The organism is Chryseobacterium contaminans (assembly GCF_001684955.1).
GTDB classification, from domain to species: domain Bacteria; phylum Bacteroidota; class Bacteroidia; order Flavobacteriales; family Weeksellaceae; genus Chryseobacterium; species Chryseobacterium contaminans.
On the sequence record NZ_MAYF01000008.1, the window covers coordinates 1 to 14077 of the forward strand.

Consider the following 14077-nt stretch of genomic DNA (forward strand, 5'->3'; position numbering starts at 1 on the left):
GTTGATTCTAATTGGTAAATTTTTCTATTCAGATGAACTCGATTTTTTGCTTAGTCCACAACTTTTGCGCTTGATCCAAAGTTTGATATAGAGATTTTTATGCGCAAAAAAAAAGAGAGACAACTATTTAATAGTTGTCTCTTTAAGTGAGCTCGACAGGATTCAAACCTGTAACCTTCTGAGCCGTAATCAGATGCGCTATTCAGTTGCGCCACGAGCCCGTTTGTTTGTTATTGTTTAACGGTTGCAAATATACCACTTTTTTCCGTTCTTTGAAACATGAAAAAGAAAATTTTACTTTTATTTACGGTATTTTCGCTAATTGCCTGTAAAAGAGAAACAAAAATTTCGTCCTCAGATTGGACAAATATTTCAAATCGCACCCAATACAAGGAGCAAGATGGAAATCTGGAGTTGAAATCTGGAAATTTCACCTATAATTTCAGGAAAAATCAAACTCCTTTCAAGAAAATCATCCTTCTTAATGCCAGTATGGCTGGGTATATTTCAGAACTCGGAGCAGAAAATTTAATCATTGGAGTATCAAGTCCTGAGTATATTTATTCGGAAAAAATCCAGAATCTGATTAAAGAAGGGAAAATTCAGAATGTTGGTAGTGATCAGAAGTATGATGTAGAGAAAATTATTTCCATGAAGCCGGATGCGATTTTCACCAATTATATTGCAAGTTTTGATAATGCTTATCAGTTATTGAAGAACAATGGTATTCAGGTGATATTCCTGGATGAGTATATGGAGCAGCAGCCATTACAGAAAACAGCTTATGTAAAGCTATTCGGAGAACTTTTCGGAAAAGAGAAAGAAGCCGAAGCCAAATATCAGGAAGTAGAGAAAAACTATAATGATCTGAAGAAGCTGGCCTTAACAGCCAAAGAAAGACCTGTTGTACTGGCTAATGAAATGTATGGTGGCGTTTGGTATCTTCCGGGTGGAAATACTTCCGTAGCTCACTATATCGCTGATGCCAACGCGAATTATATCATGAAAGATAATAAGGAGGAAAAAGCTTTGACCATGAGTTTTGAAGAAGTATTTGCAAAAACGAATGGTGTTCAGTATTGGGTAAATGCAGGAAATCACACCTCAAAAAAAGAAATGCTCAAGATGAATAATTTCTATGGAAAGCTGGATGTATTCAATAATGGAAAGCTGTATACAATGGCTGGAAAAGAGAGACAGAAGGCTAATGATTTCTTTGAAAGTGGAGTTGTAAGAGCAGATCTTATTCTTAAAGATTATATTAAAATCTTCCATCCAGAACTTTTACCGGATTATCAGCTTACTTATATGAAAGAATTGCAGTAAATCGGACTATTTGCTTATTTTTGCCTTTCCTTTTTATAAAGTTATGTGGAAAAGAATTAAACAGTTTATTTTCATCGTTCTTGTTCTGAACGTAGTTTTTATCATTTGGGGAAGATTTTTTAATCCACCCATTACCCTTACCCAGATTGGAGGCCTTTTTGAGTATGGAAAATTACACAGAGACTATATTTCCTATGATGAAATGGGAAATAACGTAAAAAAGGCAGTGATTGCTTCAGAAGACCAGAAATTCTTTGACCATGACGGCTTCGATTATACGGCTATTGAAAAAGCAATGAAGTATAACGAAAAAGGCAAAAAGATCAGAGGTGGAAGTACCATTTCCCAGCAGACCGCCAAAAATGTCTTTCTTTGGCAGGGCAGAAGCTGGATAAGAAAAGGGCTGGAAGCCATCTATACTTTTATTATTGAAAAAGTATGGAGTAAAGATATTATTCTTGAAAGGTACCTGAACTCCATTGAAATGGGGCAGGGAGTATTCGGTGTGGAAGCAGCAGCACAATATTATTTCGGTAAATCATCCAAAGATCTGAGCACTTCAGATGCTGCCTGGATTGCTGCTGTACTGCCGAATCCAAAGAAATACGATCCAAAGAATCCATCCCCTTATTTAAGAAAGAAACACAATTGGATCATGAGACAGATGAGGAATGTGAGTTTGAAATAGTATCTTTGTACTAATGAAATTCTTTAATTCCAGCACAAATTTTGAGTCAGTTCTTAAAAAATACTTTTCTTTTAAGAACGAAACCCTTTCTTTGGAACCCTTTGCAGAGTTGCTAGAGAGTGTAAAAAGGGCAGACTTTACAGATGTGCTTAATTTTTTCAAAAGCAATCCGAAATTTACGGAAAACTTCAGATATTACATTCATAATATTTTTAAAGGAAGACCATTCAACCTGTCATTAACAGAGGCTAATATTCTTTCTGAAAATGCCTTTTTCCCGGAACTTAAAAAAAGAATCCTGAATAAGGTTCTGCCGCCTGTGGAAAATGAGAAAACAGTGTGGTATATGATTGATAATGTAAGTCTAAGACCTAAAACAGACTTAAAATATCTTCACAACCTTCCGGAAAATGAGATTGATGAATTTTTGACACTCATCGGAGCTTCAGACTTTATCATTAAACCTAATGTAAAAAAGGAGCTGATCTTCTCAATGAATATCCTTTCATGGAGGGTAACGGGAATGGCAATGGAAGTGGAAGTGGTAAGAATGGCTCCTCAATACAGGAATCTTTCCAATCCATTTCTTGCATTACAGAATGAATTGGAAGCTTTAGCAGATGATCTGGTTAAAGATCCTGAGCTGCAGTTGCATTCCAAAGACAGCCGGTATAAGCAGATCAAGATTTATGCAGAGCAATGCCTTGAATTTGTGAATATAGCCTTCAAAAATTCTGCGAAATATGGAATTTCAGGGAAAATTAATCAATCATTGCTTAAAATTCGTCAGCAGACCGATAGAATTTACGAGATCGTACAATTATTGGTTATTGACAATGAAGAAGATGTTCTGCTAAAATCAAAACAGCTGATCTTTAATATACTGAGTTATAAATCACACAAGAATAATATTGCAGATCTGATTAATGACAGTACAAGGCTGATCTCACACCTTATCACCAATCACACTGCTGAAACGGGAACCCACTATATTACTTCCACCAGGAAAGAATATATGACCATGTTCTATAAAGCGAGTGGTGGTGGAATTATCGTAGGAGCGCTCTGCGTCCTGAAAATGTTGTACGGATATATTCCCGGAAGTGATTTTTCACACGCATTTTTGTACTCTATGAACTATGCAATGGGATTTGTAATGATTTATCTGATGGGCTTCACCCTGGCTACAAAACAACCCGCAATGACTGCTGCTACCATGACCAAAGTATTGTCTGAAGAAGGAAACAGCCAAAGAAACAACACTGAGTTTGCCCACCTTGTATCCAAACTATTCCGAAGTCAGTTTATTGCTTTCGTAGGAAACGTTTTACTGGCATTTCCGGTTGCCCTTGCCATTATTTATGGGCTGGATGTATTCTTTTCACAAAATCTTGCGGTTGAAAGATCAGATAAATTATTAAAAGATTTGGATCCTTTTAAATCCAAAGCAATTCTTCACGCCAGTATTGCAGGGTTTTATCTTTTCATTTCCGGAATTATCTCAGGAAATATCGGAAATAACTCCGTTTTCTACCAGATTCCGGAAAGAATTGCCAAAAACCTTTCTATCAGAAGTTTTTTCGGGAAAAAATTTGCAAAAGGGCTATCAAAATATTATGCGAAGAACTGGCCGGGAATTGTTTCCAATTTCTGGTTCGGGGTTTTTCTTGGAGCTACGGCGCCTGTAGGACTGTTTTTCGGGCTTGATCTTGATATCAGACACATTACCTTTGCTGCCGGAAACTTCGCGTTAGGGCTATATGGAAAAGATTTCTCTGTAGATTCCTATACATTCTGGATTTCCTTTGTAACGGTCTTCTTAATTGGGTTTTTCAACTTTTTGGTAAGTTTCAGTTTATCCATGTTCCTGGCATTCAGGTCAAGAAAAATGAACTTCGGACAGGTAAGTGAAATCTATAAAGAAATTTTCAGGTATTTTATAAAGCATCCGCTGAAATTCTTTTTGCCACTAAGTTCAGGATTGGATAAAAAAGCAGATGACCTGATGAGCAGTACGATTTCTAATAAATCGGAAGAGCAGGATCATTAGAATATTAAATATAAAAATCCTAGAAATTATTCTGGGATTTTTTTTGAATTTAATTTCTCTATTATGTGATTTAAATATAATTTATTAATTTGGATGGCATAATTATTTCGATATGGTAAGATTTGATATTTTATGGAAAAATCATCCTGGGACTTTTAAACCCTGTAATGTTGCGGAATTTCCCAATCAATGTGCAATACGGATGAGTGAAGCATTTAGTAAATCAGGGGTGGATTTAAGTTCTTTTTCAGGAGCAAGATGTTGGGAAAAACATGATGATAAATTTAGACATATTTTAAGAGCTCAGGAACTGGCTAATTGGGTGGACAAACACCCCTGAGATATTTGGTAATACCTTAAAACTTTCAAGAAAAAAATATCCAAAAATGAATAGTAAAAGTTTTAAACATAAAGGTTTGATTTTCATCAAAGATGGGTGGGGAGCTACAGATCATATTGATTTATGGGATGGAATTTCTTTGAGAGCTGGATCTGTTAATTATTTATCTTTGGGTGTTGAAATATGGTTCTGGCCATTAATTTAAATTCTTTTGATATGAGAACAATAATTTATATAATTATGATTGTATGTTTGCAGGCTTGTCGGGATAAGAAAGATATATTGAAGGATAATCATAAAATAATAGTTTCAGATACGGCAAAAATTAATGGGATGCTACTCGAATTAATAGATGATAATGGAGTTGGTAAAATAAAGGTTACTTCAGATAAATATAAGTTGTCAGAAAGTTTAGAAGTCAAACCTCCTTGTTATTTTTTAAGGTATAATGGGAAAGTAACTTCGTATGCATATCCGCAGTTCAATGTTCAAAAAACAATAATCATATTAGGAGAAACTAAAAAAGATAATTTGGGTAAAATTACCGGAAGTGATATTCAGGGACTTTTATTTAAAAATGACAGTATAAAACTAGCTGGAGTTTTAAAAAACTACAGTCCAATTAATCCAGAAACTGGGATTGATGAAAAAGATTATTGGGGCTTCGCTTCAGGAATGTATAAAAATTAGAAATTTTGGTAGAATGTTACCTTACAAAATATCTGAAGATTATAAAATTTATCTTTCACTATGGGTATTTGTAATAAAAGTCTGATCAAACTCTATTTGTTTAGAATTTTTTAATAAATGGAAAGAATATCAATAAAAATGCTACCACAATGGTAGCATTTTCTATAATATCTAATAACTTTGATTATATGCAGTAAGGTAAATCTGGACATTCTGCTGGTAGCTGTTCCCAAAAAGCGCATGTTGTAAGGTCTGAACAGGATAAAGCGCAGCACACCATTCGTCCCGCCCCTTGAATTTTTTTTAAATTTTCTCTTGATACTTTCTTTTGTGTAAGTACTTTTTTCATGGTAAATATGATTTATTTTATGTACTTTAAATATATCACTTAATTTCGAAATAAGCTTAACTTTTTTTAATCAAATTTTTTGTAATCATTGATGAATAGGGAGAGGCTTACAGAATCTTCAGATCATCAAACTTATCCTCACCAAACTTATCCTGAAACTTCTTCAGATAGAAATTTTTACGCATTTTAAAATCATTTTTAAGGAGGGGAGAATCTATTTTAATGATAATGCATTTATTTTCTATATTCACACTTCTGATTTCATTGAAAAGGCTCTGGTCAAGATAATCTTCAAGAAAATCTTTAATATCAAAAGCCACAAGTTTATCTTCAAAACCATAAATTCTTGCAAAAGATTTTACAAGCTCAGAAGACTGGTATTCGCGTTTTTTCTTTTTCATAAGTGGTTCGGAATTATATGTCAAAAATGACGCTCTCTTCATTAATTTTTTTTACAACACTTTCCGTACGCTCTCTGTGAGTATCTGTAATAAAAATCTGTCCGAAACTTTCTTTATTAACCAGTTCAATCAATTGCGAAACACGGGTATCATCAAGCTTATCAAAAATATCATCCAGCAAAAGGATAGGTGTCTTTTTGGTTAGTTCTTTTACTAAACTCATCTGAGCTAGCTTTAAAGAGATCAGGAAAGACTTCTGCTGTCCCTGGGACCCTACTTTTTTAATGAGAACATGATCCATTTCAAAAAGAAGATCATCTTTATGAATTCCTTTTGAAGTATAGGTGAGCATACGGTCTTTTTCAAGGCTTTCTTTTAAAAGTTCTTCAAAAGCATTTTCTAAAAGGTGAGATTCATAGATGACAGAAACGGTTTCCTTTCCACCCGAAATAATCTGGTAAAAGTTCTGAACAATAGGATTTAATTGTTCTACAAATACCTTTCTTTTATTAAAAATTTTGGTTCCAAATCGGGTAATCGGTTCATCATAAATTTCCAGTGAATCTTTATCCCAGGTTCTGTTTTTAGCAAAATATTTCAGTAAAGCATTTCGTTGTTGAATGGTTTTCTGATATTGGATCAGATCGAAAAGATACTCAGAATCCGTTTGGGAGATCATGGCATCCAGAAACTTCCTTCTGCTTTCTCCGGAATCGGAAATAAGGTTTGAATCGTAAGGTGAAATCATGACACTCGGAAGATACCCGATATGATCGGCGAGCCTGTCGTAGCTTTTATCATTCTTTTTAATCACCTTTTTGGCTTCCTTAGGCTGGGTGATTCTGATATTATCCTCACCATCTTCATTCTGAATTTCAGCATCAATGGTGAAGAAGTCTTCCTCTTTTTTAATATTGTTCAGGTCCGTATTCCCCAAAAAGCTTTTACCTACTGATAAATAATGCAGAGCATCCAGAATATTAGTCTTGCCTACACCATTATTGCCTACAAAACAATTGATCTGTGGGGAAAATTCAAACTTTTTCTCAGAATGGTTTTTGAAATTATATAGGGAAAGCTTCTTGATAATCATTTGTCAAAAATACTCCATTATTAGTAAAAATAAAAAAGGAAGTGCCGAACAAGTTTCTACTCCGAATGAAAAATAGGTGTCATCTCTTTTGTTTTCAGAGAAATAAATCAAAATATAAGTGATAATACTGGACAGAAAAAATGCAGTCGCATATAAAGGTTTCAGATAAAAAACTCCAATAAGGCTGCTGATGAAAACCAATCCGTACGCAATATATTTCGTATTCTGAACCCCAATCATCATGGGAAAAGTCTTTACCGTATCATTATTCATATCCCGGATATCAAACGGAAGAACCAATGCCGTAATATAAAAGAAGCTGATCAGGAAAATAGGAAGACTGAACTCAGGAAGGGTAAGCCAGCAGTTCACCAATGCCCAGACTAATCCTACATAAAATACTTTCAGTAAAGGGATTTTACGGATATAAACATCCAGGAAAAAACTATTGTATAACAATCCAAGAACCACAATAATAAACCATTTCAGTAATCGTACTTCATTGTGATTATGGATGATGAGAAAGGCACAGACAATCCCGGCAATGGCATTCAGAACCAATATTCTGAAAAAATATTTAGTGTATTGATACTTGGTATAAATATAGCCACTGAAATACGTAATGAAAATCAATAGAATCGTAGGGAAACGGAATGTGTTTTGCTCTTTCATGAAAAATACTGCAAAAAGAGTTCCCATTAAGGAGACATAAATTTGACTGTCTATGACGGTTTTTTTCAGTATTTTTATAATGTTCATTTATCAAAATTAATATATATGAAAAGATTTTCCAAGATATTTATGCTTTCATTGCTATCATTGGGCTTTTCACCGGTTATTGCACAGAAATATTATGATGACCAGTGGAAAAAAATAGCGGAAAACAGTCAGAAAGGAGCTTATAAATCTAATCTACCCATTATTTTGGACCTAGAAAACCAAGCTATGAAAGAAAATAACACCATTCAGTTAATCCGGTCTCTGAAAGCAGAGTTCAGTATTGTAAACCAGACTGTGGACGACGATCAAAATGATGCCGCTTCAAAATTCTTTAAAAAACTTCAGGAGGCAGAAGGAAAACTGAAAGGAGAAGAAAAATTGGTCTATAAAGTCCTGTTAAATAATTTTTTCCTGGATTATTTCAATCAAAACTATTGGAAGATCAACGGAAGAACCAATATCAATACGCAGAATCTTGCACAGATTGAGACCTGGACCAAACTTGATTTCAAAAATTATTTAACCAAAAGCTATCTGGAACTGGATCTACAAAAACAGGACATGAAGAAAGCTTCTTTGGAAAAATATAAAGATCTGTTTTCAGACACCAAAGATATTGCATATTTCCCAAGTCTTTATGATTGGTATAGCATTAAAAAAATAGCGTTTTTATCTGAGAATAATATTTTCACCAAAAATGAACTTACAGAGAACAGAAAATCCATCAATACCATTTTTGATGAACTGATTACTCAGAATAACGGAAATCCAAAGTTATATTTCATGAAGGAAAAACTGGTGGATAACTGTAATTTCAATCAGTGTAAAGATAAGCTTGAACAGCTTCAGAAGCTAGCTAAATCTGATGTACAGGGAGACTATAAAGTAGTCATCATGGAAGATATCATGGATGAGCTGGTGGCGAAAAATAAAGCAAAGGAGGCTATTGCGGTGGCAGCACAGGCTAAAACTGAATATCCGAAATCTCCTTTCATCGAAAACATTAAAAACAAAGAAAACCAGATTACCAATACTGTATTGAGCATCAAATATGAAAAGCAGACTCAAAATAATCTGCCGATTCATTTTATTGCCGAGTCTAAGAATGTTTCTGAATTTTCGATCAATATTTATGAGGTAAAAGAAGATTTTCTGTCCTTTATAAAATATGCACAGAATTCTTACGCAGATAATTATTTCAATAATGTAAAAAAGAATCTGGTAAGAAAGGAAACCTACCAGCTTTCAGATCCAAAGGATTATCAGCTTCATAAAACTTCACTGGAAATTAAACCACTTCCTTCCGGAGTGTATGTGGCAGAATATTCTGTAGCCGGAACAGGTACAAAAGATAATGATCCTGAAAAGAATTTCTATTTTCTGGTTTCAGGAAACAAGATTATTTATCAGTCCAGATCATCCAGAAATTCATTGGCAGACGATCTGAAATTGGTGAGCAGTGAAAATGGAAAACCGGTAGCCAACGAAAATCTTAGCTTTTATGAATTTGTTAATAACAATTCAATCAATAAAATTGAGGGGAAAACCAATGATAAAGGGGTTTTCAAATTCCCTGCTACGGCCAATAAAGGATATTACAGAATATACCTGGTTCAGCAGCCTAAAACCAATGATTTCCAGATCATGCAGGTGTACGGAAATAATGGAGTTGAAGAATATAATCCCAACAAAGAAGCCCGTTCCAAAGCTCAGATTTTTACAGACAGAGGAATATACAGACCTGGGCAGATGGTGTATTTCAAAGTAGTGAATACCCGTTTAAATAATGAGACTGAATCTGTAACTTCCGGATTGAAGCAGAAAATTACTTTGATGGATGCTAATAACCAGGAAGTTTCTTCTCAAAGTTTTACGACTAATGAATTCGGTTCCTATCATGGCAGTTTTATGCTGCCAAAAGGAAAACTGAATGGTACTTTTTACCTGAACACGGATGGAGCGAGCCAGGGATATAAAGATATTAGAGTAGAAGAATACAAAAGGCCGAAGTTTGAAGTGACCTTTGATCCGGTAAAAGAAGAATATAAATACGGACAGACCATAGAGCTGAAAGGGAAGGCCATGATGTTCTCAGGGGTGGCTTTAAGCAATACAACGGTAAATTACGAGATCAAAAAACAAAATATCCGTTGGAGGTATTTCTGGTGGTATCCAAGAGGGAACGATAATGAAAACTCAATTTTGGGAGAAGCCAAAACCAATGAAAAAGGAGAGTTTGTGATCCGTTTAGATCTTAAGAAAGATGAAAAATTAGAAGGAATCCAGATTGATAACTACCAGATCAATGCATCTGTTACCGATATTAATGAGGAAACTCAATCCGCTAATACGGACCTGAAAGTAGCTTCCGTTTCTCATTATATCAAAGCTGATGAAATCAAAAATATATTCAGTGATGAAAATGCAAAATTAAAAGTAGAGACTAAGAATTATAACGAGCAGGTTCTTAAAAAAGCTTATCAGGTTAAGCTATCGAAGCTGACTGCACCGGATAGAATTTTCAGAGATAATTTCAAAGCTGAAGTTCAGAATCTGCCTCAATATTCAAAAACAGAATTCATCAGTAAATTCCCACATGATTTGTTTGATAAAAATGATGAGCTCAAAAACTGGAAAACAGAAAAAGTTATTGTTGAAAGACAACAGCAGCCATCTTCTGATGCTCAGGCTTCTGATTTGGATTTAGGAAAACTGGAAGCAGGAGATTATCAGTTGGAGCTATTTAATATCGAAGGAAAAGATACGATCAAAGCAGCTCAATATTTCAGTGTTTGGGATAAAACTTCCCTGAAACCGACTCAGAAAACCTTCTTAACGGTGATTGCTCCAAAAGGGGAAACAGCAAGAGGAGAAAAAGCAAAAGTATTGGTATATTCCGCCATTCCTGATGCATTAGTGAATGTATTTGTTCAGGATGGATCCGGTAAAACAATCACAGAAACCCATCAGCTGAAAAAAGGAATCCTTGAATACACTGCTGATATTCCAAAAGATAAAAGCGTTTCTGAACTGAATCTTCAGTTCCAGCTGGTAGCATTTAACGATGTACAGACACAAACTGCCGTGTTGAAAATTAAAGACACAGAGAAACCTTTAAAAATTGAGACGGTTACCTTCAGGGATAAACTGGAACCGAATTCAAAAGAAAAATGGACCGTAAAAATTACCGGAAACGATAAAGAAAAAGTAAATGCAGAGGTATTGGCCAATATGTACGATATGTCTTTAGACCAGTTTGCTGTGAATACTTATGGCTGGGATAAATTATACACTCCATTCAATATCATCACTTCTTATGATGTAAGAGAGTATCTGGAGCAAAAAAGCTATCAGCAACGACTGAAATATTTCAATGGAAATTATGTGACAGTACCAAACTTTAACTGGTTTGACGGAAGTTTGTTTTATAATCTTTCAAATGATGGAGTGAAATCACCTAAATTGCGTCGTAAAGGAGTAGCAGGAGCAGTGCCGGCAGCGCCTATTGCTAGAAACTCTGCGGCTATTGAAGAAGTGGTAGTAACGGGCTATGGGCAGAAAAGGGAAAGTCAGGTAACAGGAGCAGTTGTTGCAGAGGCTAAAGCAGCCGATCATTCTGAACCAAAAGAGGAATTAGAAAAAGTTCCTGTACGTCAGAATTTAAATGAAACCGCTTTCTTCTATCCGGATCTGAAAACCGATGCAGAAGGAAACGTTAGCTTTGAATTCACTTCTCCGGAAGCTTTAACCAAATGGAAATTAATGTTCCTTGCTCATACAAAAGATGCAAGAGCGGCTACCCTGGAAAAAGAAGTGGTAACACAGAAAGAATTCTCAGTGACTCCAAACTATCCGAGATTCTTAAGAGAAGGGGATGAACTGAATTTACAGTCAAAACTTTCCAATCTTACCAATAAAAAGATGAATGGTTCTGCGGAATTACAGATTTTAGATGCCTTCACTAATGAAAACATCTCTTCAAAATTTGGAATCATTTCAGGAACACAGAATTTTGATTTGAATGAAAATGGAAACGGAGCATTAATCTGGAAATTGAAAGTTCCAAACAACGTATCTTCTATCATTTTAAAAGTAGTGGCAAAAGCAGGTGCTTATTCTGACGGAGAACAGCAGGCTGTGGCTGTATTGCCAAACAGAATGTTGGTGACCGATGCTGTACCGGTGTTTGTGAAGGAAGGAGAAACGAAGACTTTTGTGTTGGATAACCTTAAAAATAACACCTCTACAACCGCTTCAAATGTTTCCAATACGTTGGAATTAACAACCAATCCGATCTGGGAAATTATGTTTGCCCTTCCAAGTCTGAAAAATGATCAGAACAACTCGGCAGATGTAATTTTCAATAAGTGGTTTGCGGATGTATTAGCTTCTGAGATCTTCAAAGCAAATCCTAAAATGAAAACGGTGTTTGATGAGTATCAGGGCAAAGGATTATTAAATTCAAATCTTGAAAAAAATCAGGAACTGAAACAGCTGTTATTGGATGAAACACCATGGGTACTGGAAAGCAAAAATGAGGCTGAGCAGATGCAAAAGCTGGCACTTCTGTTTGATGTGAACACCATGAGAAGTTCAATTAACCAGAATTGGGATGACTTCAGCAAACTTCAAAATCCTGATGGCGGATTCTCATGGTATGCAGGATATCCAAGTTCTTATGGTACTTCATTATATATCCTTAAGAACCTTGGAAAAATTAACCTATGGTTAAAAGATAATGCAAAAGAGTATCAGAATGCAGGACAGAATGCTTTAGTCGCAAAACTGATCCAGTATGTAGATAACGAGATCAGTAAATATGCAGATACTAAGAAAGATAATGTCTGGAGCAATTGGGTTCTTGATTATCTGGATACCAGAAACTACTGGGAAAAACAATATCCTTTAAAAGGTAAAGGGGCTGCTTTAAAAACGTTGGTGAAACAAAAAGCGAAAACGGCAAAAATTACCGATTTTACCTTTTTCGGACTTCACCGTGCTGCTTTACTGATGAATGATTACGGGGTGAAAGATGTATCAGATAAACTGATGACTTACCTTAAAGAAACTTCAACAGACACCAAAACTCAAGGAGTATACTGGAAACAAAATCTGAATGATTGGGGTTGGTTCAGTTCTAAAGTAGTAAACCATGCCGGAGCATTGGAAGCATTCAATACTTTAAAAGCGAATGACACCAACTTTATAGAAGACATGAAGATCTGGCTGGTAACTCAGAAAGAAGTGAACTCATGGGGAAGCTCAAGAGGAACTGCTGAAGTGATCTTTACCATCTTAAATTCAGGAAAATCATGGACAGGTGCTGAAAGTGATAAAGCAACCATAGTTTGGGGCGGAAAAGAAATCGTCCCTCAGACTCAGGCAACAGGATATGTGAAATCAACCGTGAAAACAGATGCGATAGATAAAAACCTGGGAACTGTTACAGTAACCAAACCAGGTCCGGGAATTGTTCAGGGAGGATTGTTCTGGCAGTATTATGAAGATCTGGACAAAATCAAATCATCCGAAAATTATATTTCCGTAACTAAGGAACTGTATAAAAAAGTGAAAACAGTAAACGGAGAAGAACTTCAGAAGATTTCGCCGGAAACACCATTGAAAGTAGGAGATAAAGTAACCGTAAGAATGATCCTGAATACAGACAGAGCTATGGAATTCATTCATATTAAAGATATGCGTGCTGCAGGATTTGAACCTCTTGATGCTTTATCAGGATATCAGTGGAAAAATAATTTAGGATATTATCAATCTACTAAAGATGCGTCCACAAATTTTTATATTCAATATATGCCAAAAGGCAAATATGTGTTTGAATATGATGTAGTTGCCAATGCATCCGGAAAGTTCTCAAACGGCATTACTACAATGCAAAACTACTATGCTCCTCAGATGAATTCACACACAAAAGGAACGGGAATTCAGATTTTGGAATGATTTTTGGCTATTAGCAAATACGTAAAATTTAAAACCAAATAAAATGAAATTTTCAAAAACTTTAATTACTGGATTGGTATTGATGGCTGGGGTAAGCGCTTTCGCTCAAAAGAAAGCTGAAAAGTTTGAAAAACTACAGATTGAAATGTTCCCAAAAGCTAAAGAAGGATACAAACAAGTATATATCCAGCTTCCGGTTGCCAAAAACGAAAACGACTTAAAAGTGGAAGTTTTTGTAGGAGCTGAAAAAATGTTAGACTGCAACAATTACTCTTTAATGGGAGAAATGAAAAGCCAGGATCTTCAGGGATGGGGATACAACTATTATGAAGTAGAATCCAAAGGAGAAACAGCAGGAACATTAATGGCTTGCCCGGGACAGAAACTATCTAAGAAGTTTGTTACCCTTAAGCCGGAAATCGTAAGATACAACAGCAAGCTGCCATTGGTATTCTATGTACC

The 14077-nt window shown here is 35.3% G+C and carries 12 protein-coding genes and 1 tRNA gene; 8 read left to right on the forward strand and 5 right to left on the reverse strand.

Annotation, left to right across the window (positions count from 1 at the left end):
• Window positions 1-147: 147 nt before the first annotated feature.
• Window positions 148-221: transfer RNA gene (locus BBH99_RS01250), tRNA-Arg, on the reverse strand.
• A gap of 58 nt (window positions 222-279) precedes the next feature.
• Here BBH99_RS01250 and BBH99_RS01255 point away from each other — a divergent pair.
• From BBH99_RS01255 to BBH99_RS01275, 6 genes are all read left to right on the forward strand, one after another.
• Window positions 280-1326 carry an ABC transporter substrate-binding protein gene (locus BBH99_RS01255; protein WP_066690884.1) on the forward strand — a complete coding sequence of 349 codons (1047 nt, stop codon included), beginning with the start codon at window positions 280-282 and terminating at the stop codon, window positions 1324-1326.
• A gap of 43 nt (window positions 1327-1369) precedes the next feature.
• Window positions 1370-2014, forward strand: a complete 645-nt coding sequence (mtgA, locus tag BBH99_RS01260; RefSeq protein WP_066690894.1) for a monofunctional biosynthetic peptidoglycan transglycosylase — start codon at window positions 1370-1372, stop codon at window positions 2012-2014.
• Between the two features lie 13 nt (window positions 2015-2027).
• Window positions 2028-4064, forward strand: a complete 2037-nt coding sequence (locus tag BBH99_RS01265) for a recombinase (protein WP_066690897.1) — start codon at window positions 2028-2030, stop codon at window positions 4062-4064.
• 112 nt (window positions 4065-4176) lie between these two features.
• A complete protein-coding gene (locus BBH99_RS23010) occupies window positions 4177-4404 on the forward strand; it encodes a T6SS effector amidase Tae4 family protein (protein WP_066690906.1) in 228 nt (75 codons plus the stop codon).
• 46 nt (window positions 4405-4450) lie between these two features.
• Window positions 4451-4609 (forward strand): type VI secretion system amidase effector protein Tae4, encoded by a 159-nt coding sequence (locus tag BBH99_RS23015; RefSeq protein ID WP_262487181.1) that lies wholly within the window; start codon window positions 4451-4453, stop codon window positions 4607-4609.
• An 11-nt stretch (window positions 4610-4620) separates the two neighbouring features.
• Window positions 4621-5094, forward strand: a complete 474-nt coding sequence (locus BBH99_RS01275; protein ID WP_123872944.1) for a hypothetical protein — start codon at window positions 4621-4623, stop codon at window positions 5092-5094.
• Between the two features lie 184 nt (window positions 5095-5278).
• Here the strand turns inward: BBH99_RS01275 and BBH99_RS23120 are convergent, their stop codons facing one another.
• From BBH99_RS23120 to BBH99_RS01290, 4 genes are all read right to left on the reverse strand, one after another.
• A complete protein-coding gene (locus BBH99_RS23120; RefSeq protein ID WP_419716421.1) occupies window positions 5279-5443 on the reverse strand; it encodes a bacteriocin-like protein in 165 nt (54 codons plus the stop codon).
• A 107-nt stretch (window positions 5444-5550) separates the two neighbouring features.
• The gene (locus tag BBH99_RS01280) at window positions 5551-5844 is read right to left on the reverse strand and encodes a hypothetical protein (protein ID WP_066690911.1); all 294 of its coding nucleotides are present in this window, start codon (window positions 5842-5844) and stop codon (window positions 5551-5553) included.
• A gap of 13 nt (window positions 5845-5857) precedes the next feature.
• Entirely contained in the window at window positions 5858-6937 is a 1080-nt protein-coding gene (gene recF, locus BBH99_RS01285) for a DNA replication/repair protein RecF (RefSeq protein WP_066690913.1), read from the reverse strand.
• Between the two features lie 3 nt (window positions 6938-6940).
• The gene (locus BBH99_RS01290; RefSeq protein WP_066690916.1) at window positions 6941-7696 is read right to left on the reverse strand and encodes a UbiA prenyltransferase family protein; all 756 of its coding nucleotides are present in this window, start codon (window positions 7694-7696) and stop codon (window positions 6941-6943) included.
• Between the two features lie 18 nt (window positions 7697-7714).
• Between BBH99_RS01290 and BBH99_RS01295 the strand changes: the two genes are divergently transcribed.
• Complete coding sequence (locus BBH99_RS01295) at window positions 7715-13615, forward strand: alpha-2-macroglobulin family protein (RefSeq protein ID WP_066690919.1); 5901 nt, start codon at window positions 7715-7717, stop codon at window positions 13613-13615.
• Window positions 13616-13658: 43 nt separating this feature from the next.
• Window positions 13659-14077, forward strand: a 419-nt coding sequence (locus BBH99_RS01300) for an ecotin family protein (RefSeq protein WP_066690922.1), incomplete at its 3' end; no start/stop codon positions are given.

Excerpts from the sequence above, each read along its gene's own strand:
- BBH99_RS01255 (WP_066690884.1), top strand. The coding sequence starts at position 280 with ATGAAAAAGAAAATTTTACTTTTATTTACGGTATTTTCGCTAATTGCC.
- mtgA (WP_066690894.1), top strand. The coding sequence starts at position 1,370 with ATGTGGAAAAGAATTAAACAGTTTATTTTCATCGTTCTTGTTCTGAAC.
- BBH99_RS01265 (WP_066690897.1), top strand. The coding sequence starts at position 2,028 with ATGAAATTCTTTAATTCCAGCACAAATTTTGAGTCAGTTCTTAAAAAA.
- BBH99_RS23010 (WP_066690906.1), top strand. The coding sequence starts at position 4,177 with ATGGTAAGATTTGATATTTTATGGAAAAATCATCCTGGGACTTTTAAA.
- BBH99_RS23015 (WP_262487181.1), top strand. The coding sequence starts at position 4,451 with ATGAATAGTAAAAGTTTTAAACATAAAGGTTTGATTTTCATCAAAGAT.
- BBH99_RS01275 (WP_123872944.1), top strand. The coding sequence starts at position 4,621 with ATGAGAACAATAATTTATATAATTATGATTGTATGTTTGCAGGCTTGT.
- BBH99_RS23120 (WP_419716421.1), bottom strand. The coding sequence starts at position 5,443 with ATGAAAAAAGTACTTACACAAAAGAAAGTATCAAGAGAAAATTTAAAA.
- BBH99_RS01280 (WP_066690911.1), bottom strand. The coding sequence starts at position 5,844 with ATGAAAAAGAAAAAACGCGAATACCAGTCTTCTGAGCTTGTAAAATCT.
- recF (WP_066690913.1), bottom strand. The coding sequence starts at position 6,937 with ATGATTATCAAGAAGCTTTCCCTATATAATTTCAAAAACCATTCTGAG.
- BBH99_RS01290 (WP_066690916.1), bottom strand. The coding sequence starts at position 7,696 with ATGAACATTATAAAAATACTGAAAAAAACCGTCATAGACAGTCAAATT.
- BBH99_RS01295 (WP_066690919.1), top strand. The coding sequence starts at position 7,715 with ATGAAAAGATTTTCCAAGATATTTATGCTTTCATTGCTATCATTGGGC.